Genomic DNA, 18,961 nt, shown 5'->3' on the forward strand with positions numbered 1-18,961 from the left:
CCGCATGACGATCCGCCCGCAACTGCTGATGCGCAGCCTGGCCGCCGCCCTCTTCGGCCTGGTGATCGGCGCACCGGCCGCCTTGGCTGACGAACCGGTCACCCTGACCCTGTACAACGGCCAGCACAAGGAAATCGGCGAAGCTATCGCCAAGGCCTATGAGGCCAAGACCGGCATCCATATCAATATTCGCAAGGGCAGCAGCAACCAGCTGGCCAGCCAGATCATCGAGGAAGGCGATCGCTCGCCCGCCGATGTCATCTATACCGAAGAATCCCCACCCCTGAACAACCTGGGCGAACTAGGCCTGCTGGCAAAAATCGACGCAGCGACCCTGGACATGCTGCCCAAGGAATACGTCGGCGCCAACGGCACCTGGATGGGCGTGACCGCGCGGACCCGCATCGTGGTGTTCAACCCGAAGAAGATCGACGAGAAGGATCTGCCGCAAAGCGTGATGGACTTTGCCAACCCCGAATGGGATGGCCGTGTTGGCTACGTGCCCACCAGCGGCGCCTTCCAGGAGCAGGCCGTGGCCATCCTCAAGCTGCATGGCCGCGAAGCGACCGAGGAATGGCTCACCGGCCTCAAGGCCTTCGGCAAGGCCTATACCAACAACATGGTCGCCCTCAAAGCGGTGGAGCGCGGTGAAGTCGATACCGTGCTGGTGAACAACTACTACTGGTATGCCCTCAAACGCGAGCGCGGCCAGCTGGACTCCAAGCTCTACTACCTGGCCGACGGCGACGCCGGCAACCTGGTGACCATCTCCGGTGCTGGCGCAGTCAAGGCCAGCAAGCACCCGAAAGAAGCCCAGGCCCTGCTCAACTGGATGGCCAGCGAAGAAGGCCAGCGTGTCATCACCCAGACCACCGCCGAATACCCGCTGCATAAAGGCATGATCTCCGATCAAGGCCTGAAACCGTTCGAAGAGCTGCGCCCACCGAAGATCTCGCCGGCCGACCTTGGCAATGCCGAGGAAGCCTTGGAACTTGAACGCGAGGTCGGCCTGCTCTGATGACCGCCGCCCTGCCCCAGCCTGCCCTGGCGCGCTTCGTGCCACGCCGCAAGCGCCCCTCGATCTGGGTGATGCTGCCTGTCCTGTTCCTGGTGGCGATGAGCTTGCTGCCATTGCTCTATGTCGCCCTCAAGGCATGGCAAGCTGGCTGGCATGAAGCCTTTCGCCTGCTCTGGCGCCCCTTCGTCTGGGGGCTGCTGCGCAACACCTTGATGCTGATGGTGGGCGTCACGGTGGCCTGTCTGATCGTCGGACTGGCATTGGCCTGGCTGCTGGAGCGCAGCGACCTGCCCGGTCGTCGCCTATGGGGTGTGGTGCTGTGTCTGCCGTTTGCAGTGCCTTCGTTTGTCAGCAGCTTTACCTGGGTGTCACTGAGTTCGGACTTCGAGGGCCTGGGCGGGGCGATCCTGGTCATGGCGCTGTCCAAGTATCCGTTGGTATTCCTACCGGTGGCCGCGACGCTGCGCAACCTCGACACGTCTTTGGAAGAATCGGCGCGCACCTTGGGCTGCAGCCGCTGGGGCGTGTTCTTCAAGGTTACCCTCCCCCTGCTGTGGCCTTCGATGATCGGCGGTGCGCTGCTGATCGCCCTGCACATGCTGGTTGAATTCGGCGCCCTGTCCATCCTGGGCCTGCAGACCTTCACGACAGCGATCTACCAGCAATTCGAACTGGAGTTCAGCAACGCCAACGCGGCCATGCTCTCGGCGGTGCTGCTGGCGTTATGCTTGGCGATGCTCTGGCTGGAATTGCGCGTGCGCGGCAAAGCGCGCCATGTGCGAATCGGCCAAGGCGTGGCACGTCGTGGCCAACCAGTTCGCCTGCGAAGCTGGATGCCATTGGGGCAACTTTTCTGCCTGGCACTGGCTGTACTGGGCAGCGGTATTCCCTTGGCCATGCTCGGCTATTGGTTGAGCGTGGGCTCATCGGCAGCATTCCCGATCACGGAAATCGGCAAGGCGCTGCTGACGTCGCTGTCGGTCTCTCTGGGCGGCGCTGGTTTTTGCGTGTTGCTGGCGCTGCCCATCAGCTTCCTGGTGGTGCGCTACAAAGGCCGCCTGGCGATCTGGGCCGAGCGCCTGCCCTACCTGCTGCATGCCCTGCCAGGGCTGGTGATCGCGCTGACGCTGGTGTTCTTCGCCTTGCACTATGTGCCGGCGCTTTACCAGACATCCGCCCTGCTGCTGCTGGCCTATGCCCTGCTGTTCTTGCCGCTGGCCCAGGCACCGGTACGCACAGCCCTCAACAAGGCTTCACCGACACTCGAAGAGGCGGCCCGCACCTTGGGCGCCAGCAGCCTTGGCGCCTTCTGCCGGGTGACGCTGCCGATCATCTTCCCCGCGCTGGCGGCGGCCTTTGCCTTGGTGTTCCTCGACGCCATGAAAGAGCTGACCGCTACGCTGCTGCTCAGCCCGACCGGCATGACCACCCTGGCGACCGAAGTCTGGGCGCATACCGCCAACGTCGAATTCGCGGCAGCGGCGCCTTATGCGGCGCTGTTGATCGTGGTTTCGGGGTTGCCGGTGTATCTTCTGACGACACGGATGTATCTGAACAAGGCGTAAACCTTTTCGCAGAACCCACCCTGCAGGACCTTGGGGCTGCCTTGCACACCCAAGGTCCGGCAGGGCAACAGTTGCCCAGTCACAACCCCCAACGATCTTTTTCAGGCGCGGAACTGCCCCAGGCTCGCCCGCAACTGCGCCGCCAGGTCATCCAGCACCTTGCTACTGGCCGTGGTCTGCATCACCACTTGCGCCGATCGCTCGGCCTGCGCATGAATGTTCTCCACCCGCCCGCGCACAGCCTGCGCCCCATTGGCCTGCTGCTCAGCCGCCCGGGTCGCCAGGCCAATGGCCGAATGCACCTGTTCGACCGCCGCCTGCACCGACTGCTGGCGGCGCTCGTTATCACGCAGCACCAGCAATCCTTCGCTGGCCTGGCGACCGGCCTGACCGATGGTCGCCACCGCCTCTTTAGCACCCGCCTGCAAGGCGGCGATATGCGCCTGGATATCGCCCGTGGAACTCTGGGTCTTGCTTGCCAGGGCGCGCACCTCATCGGCGACCACGGCAAAGCCGCGCCCAGTCTCGCCGGCCCGGGCAGCCTCGATGGCGGCGTTGAGCGCCAGCAAGTTGGTTTGCTCGGCGATGCCGTGAATCACGGTCAGTACCACTTCGATCTGTTCGCTCTGCTTGGCCAGCCGCTCGATCACCTGAGAGCCTGTCTCCACCTCCCCGGCCAGGTTCTCGATCAGACGCGCCAGCTGGGTGGAAGCGCGACTGTTCTCGTCAGTGGCCTGGCGAATATCCACTACCTGCTGCAAGGCGGCTTGCATGGCCTGGCTTTCGGCCTGGGCCTCATCCGCCATGCTCGAAAGGTCACGCAGGCTGGCAGCAACTTCATCACGTTGCAGCGCAGCGGCTGCGTCGGCGCCCGCATTGCGCTGAGCCATGGTGTCGATCTCCACCCCCGTACGCTGAGCCACTTCGCCAGCCTCACGGACGATGGGCTGCAGCTTGTCGACAAAGCGATTGACCGCAGAGGCCATGTCGCCGATCTCGTCACGGCTGTCGAGGGTCACTCGCTTGGTCAGATCGCCCTCTCCCGCCGCCAGGTCATTCAGCGCCCCAATCAACAGGCGCAGCTTGTTGACCACACGGCGCCCCAGCACCACGGCGACGACAAGAAGCACACCCAACCCCACCAGCACCAGGCCTAAGCCGATCCGCCAGCGCAGCTCGGCAGCGGCATCACGCACCGTTTGCGCGGTATTGGCCTGCATGGCGGTAGCGCTGTTCTGTGCCGTCTCAAGGCGCGCCCGCAGGGCCTTGCCGCTATCGGCGGCGGCTGCCACGAGGCTATCGCCCACCAGTTGCTCGCCGCTGGCGATCAAGGTCGCAAAGCGCTGGTCCAGCGCCTTGAGTTCCTGCTCCACGCCAGCGGTGGATACGCCCATCAGCACCTTGCCGATCTCGGCGCCATTGGGGTTGATAGAGGCCTCGACGTAGTACACCGAAGGGTCCTTGCGCGCAGCATCGAGCACCTTGTCCAAGGCACGCTCACCCTGCCCGCGCTCGATCAGCACCTGGTTGATGGGGTTTTGCCTGTTCAGATAGCGGGTCAGGTGCTGGCCCTGGGCGTCGTCGTAAATGACAAACAACACGTTCGGATTGCGCTGGGCGCGACGTGCGAAGTCCGAGAGCGTGGGTACGTCGTTGTCCCAGATGGCGCGCGGCGCAACCGAGGCCAGCAGCTCGGCCATGTCGTTGGCCGAATCCTTGAGGTTCTTCTCCAGCGTCATACGCAGTTGCTGCTGCTCGCTCTGCAGCCGCTCGGAAAGACCAGCGCTCAAGCGCTGGCGGGTACTGGCCGAGAGGCTGTCGAGCCCGGCGCGGACATCCTGCCCGGCCTGCTCCAGCTCGCCGGCCAGTTTCTGGCTGTCGCTGCCCAGGCGTGCGCCCAAATCGGCTTCCAGGGCCGTGACCGTGCTCCGCGTCAGTGCAACGGCAACCAGCACCTGCACCAGAAGAGCGATACCAAGTGCAACAAACACTGGCCGCAAGAGGCGGCTTCGTAACAGTGAAAGAATGGCAGACACGTTGTAACTCCCGTGTTTTCTGGCGCCATTACTTTGATGGCGCTGACAGGAGTTTCATACAGCAAGGGCTGTGCCCAGCGCAGCAGGGATAAACGCCAATGTCTGGCGCCGGGCATGGCATTTCTGCATAGCGCCCAAATGAAAACGCCGCGCCTCCTTGCGGGGGCGCGGCGTTCAATCAACGGCCGAGGCGGCTGATCAGGCGAACGGATGACGCAGCACGATGGTCTCGTTGCGATCCGGGCCAGTCGAGATGATGTCGATCGGCGCGCCGATCAGCTCCTCGATGCGCTTGATGTAGGCGCGGGCGTTGGCCGGCAGTTCTTCCAGGGTTTTCACGCCCACGGTCGACTCGCTCCAGCCTGACATCTTTTCATACACCGGCTCCAGGCCGATGTAGCTGTCGGCGTCGGAAGGCGCGTCGATGACCGCACCGTTCTCGTTCTTGTAGCCAACGCAGATGTTGATGGTTTCCAGTCCATCCAGTACGTCCAGCTTGGTCAGGCAGATGCCCGAGATGCTGTTGACATCGATGGCGCGACGCAGGATCACGGCATCGAACCAGCCGCAGCGACGAGCACGACCGGTGGTGGAACCGAACTCATGACCACGCTTGGCCAGGGTGGCGCCAGTTTCGTCGAACAGCTCGGTCGGGAACGGGCCGGAACCTACGCGGGTGGTGTAGGCCTTGGTGATGCCGAGGATGTAGTCCAGGTACATCGGGCCAACGCCGGAACCGGTGGAGATACCGCCAGCGGTGGTGTTGGAGCTGGTGACGTACGGGTAGGTGCCGTGGTCGATGTCCAGCAGCGAGCCCTGGGCGCCTTCGAACATGATGTCCTTGCCGGCGCGGCGCAGGTTGTGCAATTCGGCGGTGACGTCGAGCATCATCGGCTTGAGCTGCTCGGCGTAGGCCATGCACTCGTCCAGGGTCTGCTGGAAGTCGATGGCCGGCTCTTTGTAGTAGTTCACCAGCTGGAAGTTGTGGTAATCCAGCAGCTCGCCGAGCTTGGCGGCAAAACGCTCGCGGTGGAACAGATCACCAACGCGCAGGCCGCGACGAGCGACCTTGTCTTCGTAGGCTGGGCCGATACCACGGCCAGTGGTACCGATCTTGGCTTCGCCACGAGCCTTTTCACGGGCCTGGTCGAGGGCCACGTGGTAGGACAGGATCAGCGGAGCAGCCGGGCTGATGCGCAGGCGCTCGCGCACCGGCACACCCTTCTCTTCCAGCTTGGTGATTTCACGCATCAAGGCATCCGGTGCAACGACCACGCCGTTGCCGATCAGGCACTGCACGCCCTCACGCAGGATGCCGGAAGGAATCAGGTGCAGAACGGTCTTCTCACCGTTGATCACCAGGGTGTGACCCGCGTTGTGGCCACCTTGGTAGCGCACTACGGCGGCAGCATGTTCGGTCAGCAGATCGACGATCTTGCCTTTGCCCTCATCACCCCACTGGGTGCCCAGGACGACGACATTCTTACCCATAACACTTGTCCTCATTCACGCAAACTTGGTTGCCGGCCTACGGCCGACGAAGAAACTCACTGGGTCAGCGGCAGTACCTGCCAGCGCCCGTCTTGCTGAATCAATTGCCGATCACAATCCGCCTCGAGAGCAGCACTCAACGGCTGGCCAGGCAGGGCCTGGACCACACGCTGGCCCTCGTTGCGCAACTGGCAGACCATCTGCCAGAGGGCCGTGTCGCCACTGTCGGGCATCCAGATCCCGCCAGAAGGCAATACGACCTCCGCTCGCCCCAGTGTGACCAGGGTCTTCAAATCCGTGGAGAAACCGGTAGCCGGGCGCGCCCGGCCAAAGTCGGCGCCGATATCGTCGTAGCGCCCGCCCTGGGCGATCGACTGACCGACACCTGGAACGAACACCGCGAACACCACGCCGGTGTGATAGTGATAACCGCGCAGCTCGCCCAGGTCGAAGTACAGCGGCAAGTCCGGATAACGCGCCGCCAGGCGATCGGCGATCGCCAGCAGGTCATCCAGTGCCGCCAATACGCTGGCCGGCGCGCGTCCCAACCGAACACGGGCCTCGGCCAGCACTTCGCGGCTACCGCACAGCTCGGTCAGTGCACGCAGCATGTTGCCCAGATCCTTCGGCAGGTCGGCGGTCAGGGCCTGCACTTCATCGACGGCCTTGCGCTGCAGGGCGTCGAACAACTGCTGCTCGACAGCGCCGGACAAGCCGGCGGCACGGGCCAGGCCGCGGTAGATGCCTACATGGCCGAGGTCCATGTGCACATCGGCGACATCGGTCAGTTGCAGCGTGGCGAGCATCAGGCTGATGACCTCGACATCGCTGGTGGGGCTGGCATCGCCGTACAATTCGGCGCCGAGTTGAATCGGGCTGCGCGAAGTAGACAGGGCGCGGGGTTGGGCATGCAGAACGCTACCGGCATAACACAGACGGCTCGGCCCTTCGCGACGCAGGGTATGGGCGTCGATACGCGCTACCTGCGGGGTGAAGTCGGCGCGGAAGCCCATCAGGCGGCCGGACTGCGGGTCGACCACCTTGAAGGTGCGCTGATCCAGGTCCTGTCCGGCACCGGTGAGCAGCGATTCCAGGTACTCGATATGCGGGGTGACGACCAGCTCGTAACCCCAACTCTGGAACAGGTCCAACACCTGGCGACGCGCGATCTCGATGCGCGCAGCCTCAGGCGGCAGTACTTCCTCGATGCCATCTGGCAGCAGCCAGCGGTCTACCGTTGCCATTACGCCATTTCCCCTCTGGTCCGGGCGGCTCGCGAGCGGGCGAGCCGTCAGTGAAGCAGGCATTGGCGCACAGCAGCGGGCAGCACTGATCCCAGCGCTACCACCGTACCCAATACCCTCGAATAGCCTTGCGAGCTGACCAAACCGTCAACCGGCGCGTTGCCGATCAACCTTGCAGACGCAAAAAAGCCGGGAATTTCCCGGCTGACTCATCATACACCCCTTTTCCTTCAGGATGCACCCCGCTTGGCATTTTAGCTGCCGGGCGGGGTGCGTCCTTCAGGAGAAGTTCAAGGCTTGCTCTTGTCCAGGAAGCGGAAGAACTCGTTCTTCGGATCCAGGACCAATACGTCGCTCTTGCTGGAGAAGCTCTCGCGGTATGCCTGCAGGCTACGGTAGAACGCATAGAAATCCGCGTCCTGGTTGTAGGCCTTGGCATAGATGGCGGCCGCCTGGGCGTCGCCATCACCACGGGTCTCTTCCGCCTCGCGATAGGCCTCGGCCAGCAGTACACGGCGCTGACGGTCAGCATCGGCGCGGATACCTTCAGCCAGTTCGTTACCCTTGGCCCGGTGTTCGCGAGCCTCACGCTCACGCTCGGTGCTCATGCGATCGAACACGCTGCGGTTGACTTCCTTCGGCAAGTCGATGGCCTTGACGCGCACATCGACGACCTCGATACCCAGCTCCTTGCTGGCCATGCGGTTCAGCGAAGCGGTGATGTCCGCCATCAGCGCGTCACGCTCACCGGAGACCACTTCATGCAAGGTACGCTTACCGAACTGGTCACGCAGGCCGCTTTCCAAACGACGGGACAGTCGTTCATCGGCAATCTGCTTGAGACCAGAGGTCGCGGTATAGAAGCGCTCGGCATCCTTGACCCGCCACTTGGCATAGGCATCGACCATTACCGCTTTCTTCTCGAGGGTCAGGAAACGCTGGGTCGGTGCGTCCAGAGTCATCAGGCGGGCGTCGAACTTGCGCACCTGGTTGACGTAAGGAACCTTCACATGCAGGCCCGGCTGGACATCCGCCTGGACCACGCGGCCGAATTGCAGCAATACCGCACGCTCGGTCTGGGACACGATGTAGAAGCTGTTCCAGGCCACGATGGCCAGCACCACGGCGGCGATCAGGGCGATCAGCGATTTATTGCTCATCAGCGGCTCTCCCTAGAACGCAGCGACTGTTGCTGCTGTTGCATTTCCTGCGCCGCGCGCGCGGCCGCATCGTTGACCGACGCCGGCACATTGCTGACCGGTGCGGCCGAATGGCGGCTGCCTTCGACCATCTTGTCCAGTGGCAAGTAGAGCAGGTTGTTCTGCCCATCCTTGCTGGTCACCAGGACCTTGCTCGAATTGCTGTAGACCTCCTGCATGGTCTCCAGGTACAGACGCTGACGGGTCACGTCCGGCGCCTTGCGATACTCGGCAACCAGCTTGGTGAAGCGGTCGGCCTCACCCTTGGCGCGAGCGATCACTTCATCGCGGTAGCCGTTGGCATCCTCGATGATGCGCTGGGCCTGACCACGGGCTTCCGGCACCACACCGTTGGCGTAGGACTCGGCCTGGTTGCGTGCACGCTGTTCGTCTTCGCGAGCGCGGATCACGTCGTCGAAGGCTTCCTGCACTTCACGCGGGGCTGCCGCGCTCTGCACGTTGACCTGGGTAACGGTGATACCGGTGCGGTAGTTGTCGAGGAAGCGCTGCAAGCGTTCACGGATATCGACAGCCATCTGCTCACGACCCTCGGTCAGCACCTGGTCCATCGAGGTGGAGCCCACCACATGGCGCAGGGCGCTGTCGGTCGCGTGCTGCAGACTGACCTCCGGCTGGTCGACGTTGAGCACGAAGTCCTGCAGGTTGGTGATCTTGTACTGCACGGTCAGCGGCACCTCGACGATGTTCTCGTCCTCGGTGAGCATCTGGCCCTGCTTGGTGTAGGCCCGCTCGCGGGTCACGTTCTCAAGATACTTGCGGTCGATGGGCGGGAAATAGATATTCAGGCCCGGGCCGACAGTCTCGTAGTACTTGCCGAAACGCAGTACCACAGCCTGTTCCTGTTCATCCACGACGTACACGGCGCTGTACAGCCAGATGGCCGCCAGCACGGCCAGGCCGATGCCCAGCAGGCCGAGACCGCCACCTTTGCCAACGTTGCGGTCACCACCGCCACCGCGTTTCTTGCCGCTGCCGAACATGCCGTTGAGGCTGTCCTGCAGCTTGCGGAAGGCCTCGTCCAGATCCGGTGGACCTTTCTTGTCGCCACCACCGCCGCCGCCACGGCGACCGCCCCAGGGATCCTGATTGTTCGAGTTGCCACCCGGCTCGTTCCAAGCCATAGCGCTCTCCATCTGATAAAGCAAAGACGCGCCCACGGCGCGCCGTCCAATGCTACAGAATGCCTGTCACGGTCGCCCGGCGACCTCGACGGGCATTTATTGCAAAGTGTGTTGCTCGATGAAAAGTTCAGGCTCCATGCCTTCGCGACTGACCAGGCGATTGAGCTCCACCCGGGGCAGTCGCACGCTCAGCAGGCTGCGACCTTCTTCATCGTGCTCTTCGCCTTGCACCGCGCCCAGAGCGAAGAATTGCGCGCGCAAGCGGGCAAGTCGCTGTTCCAGACGCAGGGTTCCGACATACAGATCATCCCCCAGCAACTCGGCAATCGCCTGGCCAACCAGTTCCAGGCCACGTCCATCACGTGCCGATACCCAGACCCGCTGCGGTTTGCCGTCAGCGTCGCGCTGGATCTGCGGCTCGACATCTTCGAGCAGGTCGAGTTTGTTATAGACCTCGAGGATCGGCAAGCCTTCGGCGCCGATCTCACCCAGCACCGCCAGCACTTGCTCGATTTGCTCCATGCGCTCAGGCTCATGGGCGTCGATGACGTGCAGCAGCAGGTCGGAGTTGCTCGATTCTTCGAGCGTAGCCCGAAATGCCTCGACGAGCTTGTGCGGCAGGTGTCGGATGAAGCCTACGGTATCGGCCAGCACGATCGGCCCCAGGTCGGCGAGCTCGAGTCGGCGCAAGGTCGGATCGAGGGTCGCGAACAGCTGGTCAGCGGCGTAGACGTCGGAGGTGGTCAAGGCATTGAACAGCGTGGACTTGCCGGCGTTGGTATAGCCCACCAGCGAAACGGATGGGATGTCCGCACGCTTGCGGCCGCGCCTGGCTTGCTCGCGCTGGCTGCGCACCTTTTCCAGACGCGCCTTGATCTGCCGCAGGCGGACCCGCAACAGGCGGCGGTCGGTTTCCAGCTGGGTCTCGCCCGGGCCGCGCAGGCCGATACCGCCCTTCTGCCGCTCCAGGTGGGTCCAGCCGCGTACCAGACGCGTGCTCATATGCTCGAGCTGGGCCAGTTCGACCTGCAGCTTGCCTTCATGGGTACGCGCCCGCTGGGCGAAGATATCGAGAATCAACCCGGTCCGGTCGAGCACACGACACTCGAAAACGCGTTCGAGGTTGCGCTCCTGACTGGGCGTGAGGGTGTGATTGAATATCACCAGATCGACCTGCTCGGCATGGACCAGGTCGCGCAGTTCCTCGACCTTGCCACTGCCAATCAGGTATTTGGCTGTAGGCTGGTGCCGGGCCACCGTGGCCAGCGAAACGATCTCCGCCCCGGCCGACAATGCCAGCTCCTGAAACTCCTGCGGGTCTTCGCGCGCCTCAGGGTTCTGACCTTCCAAGTGAACGAGCAAGGCTCGCTCACCACCACCGTGGCGCTCAAAGAACAATGCAGGCTCCTATCAGGCGTTGCCTGGCTCGCTGTCGCCGTGTTCGGAATCGGACGGGCTTGGCAGGCGAACCGGACGGGCAGGAACAACGGTCGAAATGGCGTGCTTGTAGACCATCTGGCTGACAGTGTTCTTCAGCAGTACCACGAACTGGTCGAAGGATTCGATCGAGCCCTGCAGCTTGATCCCGTTTACCAGGTAGATGGAAACCGGGACCTTTTCTTTTCTCAAGGTGTTCAAGTAAGGGTCTTGTAGCGAATGCCCTTTTGACATATGCCGCACTCCTGTAAGGATCAATAGTAAAAAAACAATAAAAATCGGTAATTCAAGCCACTCTAATCGCAAGAATAGACGGCAATTGCAGGGACTCAGCTCAATATGGAGATGGACCCCAGGTATTTCAAGGTGCGGGACAGATTGTCGCAGGCCAGGCTGTCGAGCCATTCTACGTCGGACCAACCACGTAACCAGGTGAATTGCCGCTTGGCCAATTGGCGTGTGGCAATGATACCGCGTTCACGCATTTCGTCGGCTGTCAGCTTGCCGTCCAGGTAGTCCCAGACCTGCCGATACCCCACTGCCCGTATAGACGGCAGCCCTGCGTGCAAGTCACTTCTGGCACGCAGTGCTCGGACCTCATCGACGAACCCCTGTTCCAGCATTTGCGAAAATCGTAGCGCAATTCGCTGATGCAAAATGTGACGATCTGTAGGAGCGATCGCCAAACTGGCGACAGTATAGGGCAAATGCCCGCTCGCGCCTGCGTCTGAACCGCGACTTTCCGCGTATTGACGTTGCCGGTGCGCCGTCATGCTTTCGCCGCTCACCCGGTAGACTTCCAGGGCGCGGATCAGGCGCTGCGGGTCGTTGGGGTGGATGCGCGCGGCCGACTCCGGATCCACCTCGGCCAATTGCCGGTGCAACTCGGCCAAGCCCAGCTCTCGGGCCTGGGCTTCGAGCTCGGCGCGTACGGTGGGGTCTGCGGCGGGCATGTCCGCCAAGCCATCGACCAGCGCCTTGTAATACAGCATCGTGCCCCCCACCAGCAGGGGGATCTTGCCACACGCGGTGATCTCGGCCATTGCCGCGAGCGCGTCGGTACAGAACTGCGCCGCCGAATAGCTCTCGGCCGGATCCAGAATGTCGATCAGCCGATGGGGATGCGCGGCCAGCACGTCCTTGGACGGCTTGGCCGTACCAATGTCCATGCCGCGGTAGACCAGCGCCGAATCGACACTGATCAACTCGCAGGGGAGCACCTTGGTCAGCTCAATGGCAAGGTCGGTCTTGCCGGCCGCCGTCGGACCCATGAGAAATATTGCTGGGGGCTTACCGCTCATGTCATCGACCGCGAAGGAAAAGTTTGTCCAGATCATCCAGTCCAAGCTGGGTCCAGGTCGGCCGACCGTGGTTGCACTGGCCACTGCGCTCGGTGTTTTCCATGTCTCGCAACAGTGCGTTCATCTCGGGAATGGCGAGGCGGCGGTTAGCGCGCACCGCGCCGTGGCAGGCCATGGTGCCAAGCAGCTCGTTGAGGTGTGCCTGGATACGATCACTGGTGCCGTACTCCATCAGATCCGCAAGCACATCCTGAACCAGCCGGTTGGCCTCGGCCTGCTTGAGCAGGGCGGGAATCTGTCGGATCGCCAGCGTCTCAGGCCCCAGGCGCTGCAGTTCGAAGCCCAGGCGCTGGAACCATTGGGCGTGCTCTTCAGCACAATCGGCCTCGCGCTGGCTCAGGGCCAACGACTCAGGCACCAGCAGCGGCTGGCCACTCAGCCCTTCGCTGGCCATGGCCACCTTGAGGCGCTCGTACATGATGCGTTCGTGGGCGGCGTGCATGTCCACCAGGACCAGCCCGACAGCATTCTCGGCCAGAATGTAGATGCCTTTGAGCTGGGCCAGGGCAAAGCCCAGCGGCGGTATGTCGCCCTGGCTTTGCGGCAGCGCCACTGGGGCTGGGGTATCCCCCTCCAGCGGGGAGAAAAACTCACGATAGACCGCCTGCGCCTCGGCAACCGGAACAGGCTGCGAAGGACGCGGGGTGTATTGGTATTGATAGCCCGAACCACTGCCTCCGGCGAAAGGCTGGCGAGGCTCGGCCTGGGGCTGTTCTAGCACCGGCGAGGCCAGGCGCATCTCGCCCTGGGGGCCGAACTCCCCGGCCTGCAAACCGCTGGGGCGGACGATCTCGGTAGCCGCGGCCGGGGCGGCCAACTGGTCTTCCGGGCGCACGTCGGCCAAGGCACGGTGCAAGGTGCCGTACAGAAAATCATGGACCATGCGCCCTTCACGAAAGCGCACTTCGTGCTTGGTGGGGTGCACGTTGACGTCGACCCCGTTCGGCTCGAGCTCAAGGAACAACACGAATGTCGGGTGCCGGCCATTGAACAACACATCGCGATAGGCCTGGCGAACCGCATGAGCCACCAGCTTGTCGCGCACGGCCCGGCCATTGACGAAGAAGTACTGCAGGTCCGCCTGGCTTCGCGAAAAGGTCGGCAGGCCCACCCAGCCCCACAACCGCAGGCCATTGCGCTCGACATCGATCGGCAGGGCCTGCTCGAGAAAGCCCGGGCCGCAGATCGTCCCAACCCGCCGTGCCCGAGTCAGCTCATCGGGCGCCTCGTGCAGACTGAGGATGCTCTTGCCGTTATGACGCAAGTGGAAGCCCACATCGAAGCGAGCCAAGGCCAGGCGACGGATAACCTCTTGTAGGTGATCGAACTCGGTTTTCTCCGACTTGAGGAACTTGCGCCGGGCCGGGGTATTGAAGAACAGGTCACGCACCTCGACCGAGGTACCGATGGGGTGCGCGGCCGGTTGCACGCGAGGGGTCATGTCGCGCCCCTCGGTCTCCACCTGCCAGGCTTCGCCAGCACTGGCGGTGCGCGAGGTGAGGGTCAGACGCGCTACCGAGCTGATCGACGCGAGCGCCTCGCCCCGAAAGCCCAGACTGAGCACGCCTTCGAGATCTTCCAGCTCGCGGATCTTGCTGGTGGCATGGCGGGCCAGGGCCAGCGGCAGGTCGTCAGGCGCGATGCCGCCGCCGTCGTCCCGCACACGCAGCAGCTTCACCCCACCCTGCTCAACCTCCACGTCGATACGCCGGGCTCCGGAGTCGAGGCTGTTCTCCAGCAACTCCTTGGCCACCGAGGCCGGACGCTCGACCACCTCACCAGCGGCGATCTGGTTGGCCAACCGGGGGCTGAGCAACTGGATACGAGAACCACCGCTCATTGCTGGGAGGCCAGAGTAGTGCCAGGGATGTCGAGATGCTGGCCAACCTTCAGCTCATCGCTCTTGAGGCTGTTGGAGCTTCGCAGGCTGGCCACGCTGACCTGATAGCGCACGGCGATCATGGCCAGGGTCTCACCGGGGCGCACGGTATGCTCGCGCGGCCCCTGGGCGATCTTGCCGCTGTCACGCAGCCAAGCGATGTACGTCCCCGGTGGCGGGCTTTGCTGGAAGTACTGGCGCACACCGGTGTGGATCGAGCGGGCCAGGGCCTGCTGGTGGCTCTTGGTCGCCAGTTTGGCGGCTTCATTGGCATTGGAGATGAACCCGGTTTCCACCAGGATCGACGGAATGTCCGGGGATTTCAGCACCATGAAACCGGCCTGCTCCACGCGTCGCTTGTGCAGCGGAGTGATGCGCCCCATGTTGCCCAGCACCTTCTGCCCAACGTCGAGGCTGGAGCTAAGCGTGGCGGTCATCGACAGGTCCAGCAGCACGCCTGCGAGCATGCGGTCCTTGTCGTCAAGGCTGACGTTACCGGCGCCGCCGATCAGGTCGGAGCGGTTTTCCGTGTCAGCCAGCCAGCGCGCGGTCTCGGAGGTTGCGCCACGGTCGGACAAGGCGAACACCGAGGCACCGAAAGCGGCCTTGGACGGCGCGGCGTCGGCATGGATGGAGATGAACAGGTCGGCGCCCTTCTTGCGCGCGATCTCGGTGCGCTTGCGCAACGGGATGAAATAATCGCCAGTGCGGGTCAGTTCAGCGCGATAGCCCCGCTCGGTGTTGATCTGGCGCTGCAACTCGCGAGCGATCTGCAGGACGATGTCTTTTTCGTGCTGGCCACGCGAACCCGAGGCCCCCGGGTCCTCACCGCCATGGCCGGCGTCGATGGCGACGACGACGTCGCGCTTTCCACTGGGTACCGGCGGCAACTTGATGGCCGGCTGCGCGGGCGTCACCGGCACGGCGGGAGCGGTCGTGGTTGTCTGTGCAGGCGGCGGAGTCGGCGTGCTGGCGGCAACGGCGTCGGCTTCCTGGTCGTACAGATCGACCACCAGACGGTTGCCATACTGGGCATTGGGCGCCAGGGTGAAGCTCTTGGGCGTGACGGCCTTTTTCAGGTCGACGACCACGCGCAGGTCAGTGGGCGTTCGCTGGGCGGAACGCATACTGTTGATGGGGGTATTGGAGGTGGCGACATTCAGCGAGCCGCCCAGGGTGGCGCCGTTGATATCGATGACCAGGCGGTCTGGCGCGGTCAGGGTGAAGACGCTGTGCTGCACAGGGCCGGACAGATCGAAGACCAGCCGCGTGTTGTCCGGTGCGCGCCACAGACGCATGCTCTTGACTTGTGTGACGGCCAGAGCGTCGACGGTCACCGCTGTCAGCAGCAGCCCAACGACGGCGACCAGTGCGCGTATGCGCATACCTAACCCCATTTACTGTTTGAATTCTGTGGCCAGGGCGGCGCACCAGGCCTCACCGCGAGCCCCCTGCGGTGAAAGGAGAAGCGAGCGTCCACTCGCTTGCGGGCTTATGGTAATGGTCAGGTCGGGCTTTGGCAAAACGCCCGCACCCTTTTGTGGCCATTCGAACAAGCACAGCGGGTCCCCTTCGAAATAATCGCGGATCCCCATGAATTCCAACTCTTCCGGATCGACCAGGCGGTACAGGTCGAAATGGAAAGCGCGCAGTTCACCAATCTCGTAGGGCTCGACCACGGTGAAGGTCGGACTCTTGACGGCCCCGGTATGGCCCAAGCCGCGAATCAGCCCGCGCGAAAGCGTAGTCTTGCCGGCGCCCAGGTCGCCTTCGAGAAAGATCACGCCATGACCGCCCGTCACTTCGGCCAGGCGTGCGCCAAATGCAACAGTGGCCGGTTCATCGGCCAGAAACAGGGTTATGCCAGACACGCTGAATGCTCCTCCAACAACTCACGAATGACCGGAACCAGATCACTGGCCGCCAGGCCTCTTCCTTCAACACCCAGACGTTCCCCCGCACAGGCGTGCAACCATACGCCCAGGCACGCGGCCGACCACGCGTCCAGGCCTTGGGCCAGCAACGCGGCCAGCACACCGGTCAGTACGTCGCCCAAGCCCGCACCGGCCATGGCCGGATGGCCTCGCTCACACAGCGCCAGTTGCCCACTGGGGTCTGCCACCAGGGTACCGGCGCCCTTGAGCACGCAGACACTGGCATGCTTGCGCGCCAGTTTGCGGGCAGCCCCCGGCCGGTCGGCTTGGACCGCCTCGGTGGAAATACCCAGCATGCGCGCCGCCTCCCCCGGATGAGGGGTGAGAATACTGCCGCTGTGCACTGCCAGGGGCCTATGCGCCAGCTGATTCAGGGCATCGGCATCCCATACCTGCGGCACCGGCGCGTTGGCCACCGCCGACAACAGGCTACGCCCCCAGGCGGCCTGCCCCAGGCCAGGGCCGACCACCAGCACCGACGCACGTTCGAGCACGCCCATCAGCTGATTGGCGGAACTCACCCCAAGCCACATGGTTTCGGGCAGGCGCGTGAGCCCCGCGGTCACATGCTCCGGGCGCGTGGCCACGCTCACAAGACCCGCACCGCAGCGCAGGGCCGCCTCAGCACTGAGCATCACCGCTCCGCCTGTGCCCAGGTCACCTCCGACCACCAGCACATGACCGAAGTCACCCTTGTGGGCGTCGGCGGGGCGCGATGGCAGGTGCGCAGTGGTCAAGCTGCTTAGCAGTTGCGGGGCATTACCAGGGTGTTTGGTCTGAGGCATGGGGTCAAAGGCTCCGATGTCTGGCAGAATTATACGCACCTCTGCCTGTATTGCCTTGTCCATCCATGTCCGCTTGCCTTCCTGACCTCAATACGCTGGCCCAATCGATCAAGGATTGGGGCCGCGAACTCGGTTTCGCCCACGTCGGCATCGCCGGCGTGGCGCTTGGCGAGCACGAACAACACCTGCAGCGCTGGCTGAAAGCCGGCTACCAGGGCGAAATGGACTACATGGCCGCCCATGGCAGCAAACGTTCACACCCCGACGAACTGGTGCCGGGCACCCTGCGCGTGGTGTCGCTGCGCATGGACTATCTCCCCGGCGATACGCGTATGGCACAGATGCTTGCGCTCCCAGAAAAGGCCTACATTTCCCGCTATGCCCTGGGCCGCGACTACCACAAGCTGGTGCGCAAACGCGTGCAGCACCTGGCCGAACGCATCCAGCAAGCCATCGGCCCCTTTGGTTTTCGCGCCTTCGTCGACAGCGCCCCGGTGCTGGAAAAGGCCATCGCAGAGCAGGCCGGCCTGGGCTGGATCGGCAAGAACACCTTGCTGCTCAACCGCAAGGCCGGCAGCTATTTCTTCCTTGCCGAGCTGTTCGTCGACCTGCCGCTACCGGTGGACCCGGCCCAGGCCAGCGAACACTGCGGGCGCTGCCAGGCCTGCCTGGACATCTGCCCTACCGGCGCCTTCGTCGGGCCCTATGTGCTCGATGCCCGGCGCTGTATTTCCTACCTGACCATCGAGCTCAAGCAGGCGATCCCGGTCGAGTTGCGCCCGCTGATCGGCAATCGGGTATTTGGCTGTGACGACTGCCAGATCGTCTGCCCTTGGAACCGCTTCGCCCGTCCGACCCAGGAAAATGACTTCAAGCCCCGTCATGGCCTGGACAATGCCGAACTGGCCTCCCTGTTCCTTTGGGATGAGGCCACCTTCCTGAGCAATACCGAAGGCTCCCCCCTACGCCGCGCAGGCTACGAACGCTGGCTGCGAAACCTGGCGGTGGGGCTGGGGAATGCGCCGACCACCATCCCCGTGCTCGAAGCCTTGCGGGCCCGGCACGAGCATCCCTCGGCGCTGGTGCGCGAGCATGTGGAGTGGGCGCTGGCACAGCACGAAGGCCAGTAGCGACGCAGCCCTCAGGCGCGCAGAGGCGCATTCATTGCTGGTCGTTGTAGTGGAACTTGGGCATTTCCCAGTGGAAGCGGATCGCCAGCAAGCGCACCAAGAAACCACCGAACAAGGTCAGCAGCATGGCCTGCTCTGCCGGCACCTTGAAGTGCACGCAGCCTAGATAGAACCAAGCGGCGGCAAAGGAAACGCTGGCATATAGCTCCCGACGGAACACCAGGGGAATGTCGTTGCAGAAAATATCCCGCAGGATGCCACCGAACACACCGGTGATCACCCCGCTGATCGACGCCACCAGCATGCCCTGCCCCATCTCCAGGGCTGTCATGCAACCAATCAACGTGAAAGCCACCAGCCCCAGGGCATCGAGCACCAGGAACAGCGAACGCAGATGACGCATCAGCGGCGCGATGAAGATGGTCAGCAGGGCTGCGAAACTGGTCAATACCAGATACTCCGGGTGTTTCACCCAGGTCAGAGGGTAGTGTCCAAGCAGTACATCTCGCACCGATCCGCCGCCCAGCGCAGTGACGCAGGCGATCAGCACCACGCCAAACCAGTCCATGCCGCGGCGCCCCGCAGAAAGTGCGCCAGTCATGGCTTCAGCGGTGATAGCGACAAGGTAGAGCATCAACAACATGGTGCATGTCCGAAAATTAAGCGGTAAACGCCAAGCCTCAAACGACAAGCAAAACGCCACGGCAGGCTGAGTTCCTCAGCCGCTGTGGCGTTTTGCT

16 protein-coding genes and 1 pseudogene are annotated in these 18,961 nt (G+C 63.4%); 3 read left to right on the forward strand and 14 right to left on the reverse strand.

Features of this window, described 5'->3' with window-relative positions; all coding sequences use genetic code 11:
- Window positions 1-4: 4 nt before the first annotated feature.
- Window positions 5-1,018 carry an extracellular solute-binding protein gene (locus IEC33019_RS21315; RefSeq protein ID WP_070090472.1) on the forward strand — a complete coding sequence of 338 codons (1,014 nt, stop codon included), beginning with the start codon at window positions 5-7 and terminating at the stop codon, window positions 1,016-1,018.
- Entirely contained in the window at window positions 1,018-2,583 is a 1,566-nt protein-coding gene (locus IEC33019_RS21320; RefSeq protein WP_070090473.1) for an ABC transporter permease, read from the forward strand. Before IEC33019_RS21315 ends, IEC33019_RS21320 begins: the two co-directional genes overlap by 1 nt.
- Window positions 2,584-2,684: 101 nt before the next feature.
- Here the strand turns inward: IEC33019_RS21320 and IEC33019_RS28315 are convergent, their stop codons facing one another.
- The 13 genes and pseudogenes from IEC33019_RS28315 to IEC33019_RS21380 all read right to left on the reverse strand — a co-directional run bounded on the left by IEC33019_RS28315 (window position 2,685) and on the right by IEC33019_RS21380 (window position 17,091).
- Entirely contained in the window at window positions 2,685-3,569 is an 885-nt protein-coding gene (locus tag IEC33019_RS28315) for a methyl-accepting chemotaxis protein (protein ID WP_372340649.1), read from the reverse strand.
- A pseudogene (locus tag IEC33019_RS28320) lies at window positions 3,543-4,322 on the reverse strand (HAMP domain-containing protein); the annotation flags it as partial. The gene IEC33019_RS28315 and the pseudogene IEC33019_RS28320, both read right to left, overlap by 27 nt.
- Before the next feature lie 495 nt (window positions 4,323-4,817).
- Window positions 4,818-6,110, reverse strand: coding sequence for an adenylosuccinate synthase (locus tag IEC33019_RS21330; protein ID WP_070090475.1), 1,293 nt, complete (start codon window positions 6,108-6,110; stop codon window positions 4,818-4,820).
- A gap of 56 nt (window positions 6,111-6,166) precedes the next feature.
- Window positions 6,167-7,354 (reverse strand): ATP phosphoribosyltransferase regulatory subunit, encoded by a 1,188-nt coding sequence (locus IEC33019_RS21335; RefSeq protein ID WP_070090476.1) that lies wholly within the window; start codon window positions 7,352-7,354, stop codon window positions 6,167-6,169.
- A 290-nt stretch (window positions 7,355-7,644) separates the two neighbouring features.
- On the reverse strand, window positions 7,645-8,514 hold the full coding sequence (hflC, locus tag IEC33019_RS21340) for a protease modulator HflC (RefSeq protein ID WP_043211977.1): 870 nt from the start codon (window positions 8,512-8,514) through the stop codon (window positions 7,645-7,647).
- A complete protein-coding gene (gene hflK / locus IEC33019_RS21345; RefSeq protein ID WP_070090477.1) occupies window positions 8,514-9,695 on the reverse strand; it encodes an FtsH protease activity modulator HflK in 1,182 nt (393 codons plus the stop codon). The genes hflC and hflK overlap by 1 nt, the downstream gene beginning before the upstream one ends.
- A gap of 96 nt (window positions 9,696-9,791) precedes the next feature.
- The gene (gene hflX / locus IEC33019_RS21350) at window positions 9,792-11,093 is read right to left on the reverse strand and encodes a ribosome rescue GTPase HflX (protein ID WP_043211980.1); all 1,302 of its coding nucleotides are present in this window, start codon (window positions 11,091-11,093) and stop codon (window positions 9,792-9,794) included.
- Between the two features lie 12 nt (window positions 11,094-11,105).
- On the reverse strand, window positions 11,106-11,366 hold the full coding sequence (hfq, locus tag IEC33019_RS21355) for an RNA chaperone Hfq (protein WP_003258160.1): 261 nt from the start codon (window positions 11,364-11,366) through the stop codon (window positions 11,106-11,108).
- Window positions 11,367-11,461: 95 nt separating this feature from the next.
- Entirely contained in the window at window positions 11,462-12,433 is a 972-nt protein-coding gene (gene miaA, locus IEC33019_RS21360) for a tRNA (adenosine(37)-N6)-dimethylallyltransferase MiaA (protein ID WP_070090478.1), read from the reverse strand.
- 1 nt (window position 12,434) lies between these two features.
- Window positions 12,435-14,333, reverse strand: coding sequence for a DNA mismatch repair endonuclease MutL (gene mutL, locus IEC33019_RS21365; protein ID WP_070090479.1), 1,899 nt, complete (start codon window positions 14,331-14,333; stop codon window positions 12,435-12,437).
- Window positions 14,330-15,769, reverse strand: coding sequence for an N-acetylmuramoyl-L-alanine amidase (locus IEC33019_RS21370; protein WP_172959810.1), 1,440 nt, complete (start codon window positions 15,767-15,769; stop codon window positions 14,330-14,332). Before IEC33019_RS21370 ends, mutL begins: the two co-directional genes overlap by 4 nt.
- Window positions 15,770-16,243, reverse strand: coding sequence for a tRNA (adenosine(37)-N6)-threonylcarbamoyltransferase complex ATPase subunit type 1 TsaE (gene tsaE / locus IEC33019_RS21375; protein ID WP_070090481.1), 474 nt, complete (start codon window positions 16,241-16,243; stop codon window positions 15,770-15,772).
- Window positions 16,231-17,091: an NAD(P)H-hydrate dehydratase gene (locus IEC33019_RS21380; protein ID WP_070090514.1), complete on the reverse strand. Its 861-nt coding sequence runs from the start codon at window positions 17,089-17,091 to the stop codon at window positions 16,231-16,233. Before IEC33019_RS21380 ends, tsaE begins: the two co-directional genes overlap by 13 nt.
- A 65-nt stretch (window positions 17,092-17,156) precedes the next feature.
- Between IEC33019_RS21380 and queG the strand changes: the two genes are divergently transcribed.
- Complete coding sequence (gene queG, locus IEC33019_RS21385) at window positions 17,157-18,221, forward strand: tRNA epoxyqueuosine(34) reductase QueG (RefSeq protein WP_070090482.1); 1,065 nt, start codon at window positions 17,157-17,159, stop codon at window positions 18,219-18,221.
- A gap of 31 nt (window positions 18,222-18,252) precedes the next feature.
- Here the strand turns inward: queG and IEC33019_RS21390 are convergent, their stop codons facing one another.
- Window positions 18,253-18,864, reverse strand: coding sequence for a trimeric intracellular cation channel family protein (locus tag IEC33019_RS21390; RefSeq protein WP_043211988.1), 612 nt, complete (start codon window positions 18,862-18,864; stop codon window positions 18,253-18,255).
- Window positions 18,865-18,961: the final 97 nt, after the last annotated feature.

The sequence above is a fragment of the Pseudomonas putida genome (genome assembly GCF_002741075.1).
Taxonomy (GTDB): Bacteria; Pseudomonadota; Gammaproteobacteria; order Pseudomonadales; family Pseudomonadaceae; genus Aquipseudomonas; species Aquipseudomonas putida_T.

What these genes read in the sequence shown, in the direction of transcription:
- hfq (WP_003258160.1), bottom strand. Translation starts at nt 11,366, where the DNA reads ATGTCAAAAGGGCATTCGCTACAAGACCCTTACTTGAACACCTTGAGA.
- IEC33019_RS21390 (WP_043211988.1), bottom strand. Translation starts at nt 18,864, where the DNA reads ATGTTGTTGATGCTCTACCTTGTCGCTATCACCGCTGAAGCCATGACT.
- queG (WP_070090482.1), top strand. Translation starts at nt 17,157, where the DNA reads ATGTCCGCTTGCCTTCCTGACCTCAATACGCTGGCCCAATCGATCAAG.
- IEC33019_RS21320 (WP_070090473.1), top strand. Translation starts at nt 1,018, where the DNA reads ATGACCGCCGCCCTGCCCCAGCCTGCCCTGGCGCGCTTCGTGCCACGC.
- IEC33019_RS21370 (WP_172959810.1), bottom strand. Translation starts at nt 15,769, where the DNA reads ATGGGGTTAGGTATGCGCATACGCGCACTGGTCGCCGTCGTTGGGCTG.
- IEC33019_RS28315 (WP_372340649.1), bottom strand. Translation starts at nt 3,569, where the DNA reads ATGGCCTCTGCGGTCAATCGCTTTGTCGACAAGCTGCAGCCCATCGTC.
- hflK (WP_070090477.1), bottom strand. Translation starts at nt 9,695, where the DNA reads ATGGCTTGGAACGAGCCGGGTGGCAACTCGAACAATCAGGATCCCTGG.
- mutL (WP_070090479.1), bottom strand. Translation starts at nt 14,333, where the DNA reads ATGAGCGGTGGTTCTCGTATCCAGTTGCTCAGCCCCCGGTTGGCCAAC.
- IEC33019_RS21335 (WP_070090476.1), bottom strand. Translation starts at nt 7,354, where the DNA reads ATGGCAACGGTAGACCGCTGGCTGCTGCCAGATGGCATCGAGGAAGTA.
- IEC33019_RS21380 (WP_070090514.1), bottom strand. Translation starts at nt 17,091, where the DNA reads ATGCCTCAGACCAAACACCCTGGTAATGCCCCGCAACTGCTAAGCAGC.
- IEC33019_RS21330 (WP_070090475.1), bottom strand. Translation starts at nt 6,110, where the DNA reads ATGGGTAAGAATGTCGTCGTCCTGGGCACCCAGTGGGGTGATGAGGGC.
- IEC33019_RS21315 (WP_070090472.1), top strand. Translation starts at nt 5, where the DNA reads ATGACGATCCGCCCGCAACTGCTGATGCGCAGCCTGGCCGCCGCCCTC.
- hflC (WP_043211977.1), bottom strand. Translation starts at nt 8,514, where the DNA reads ATGAGCAATAAATCGCTGATCGCCCTGATCGCCGCCGTGGTGCTGGCC.
- miaA (WP_070090478.1), bottom strand. Translation starts at nt 12,433, where the DNA reads ATGAGCGGTAAGCCCCCAGCAATATTTCTCATGGGTCCGACGGCGGCC.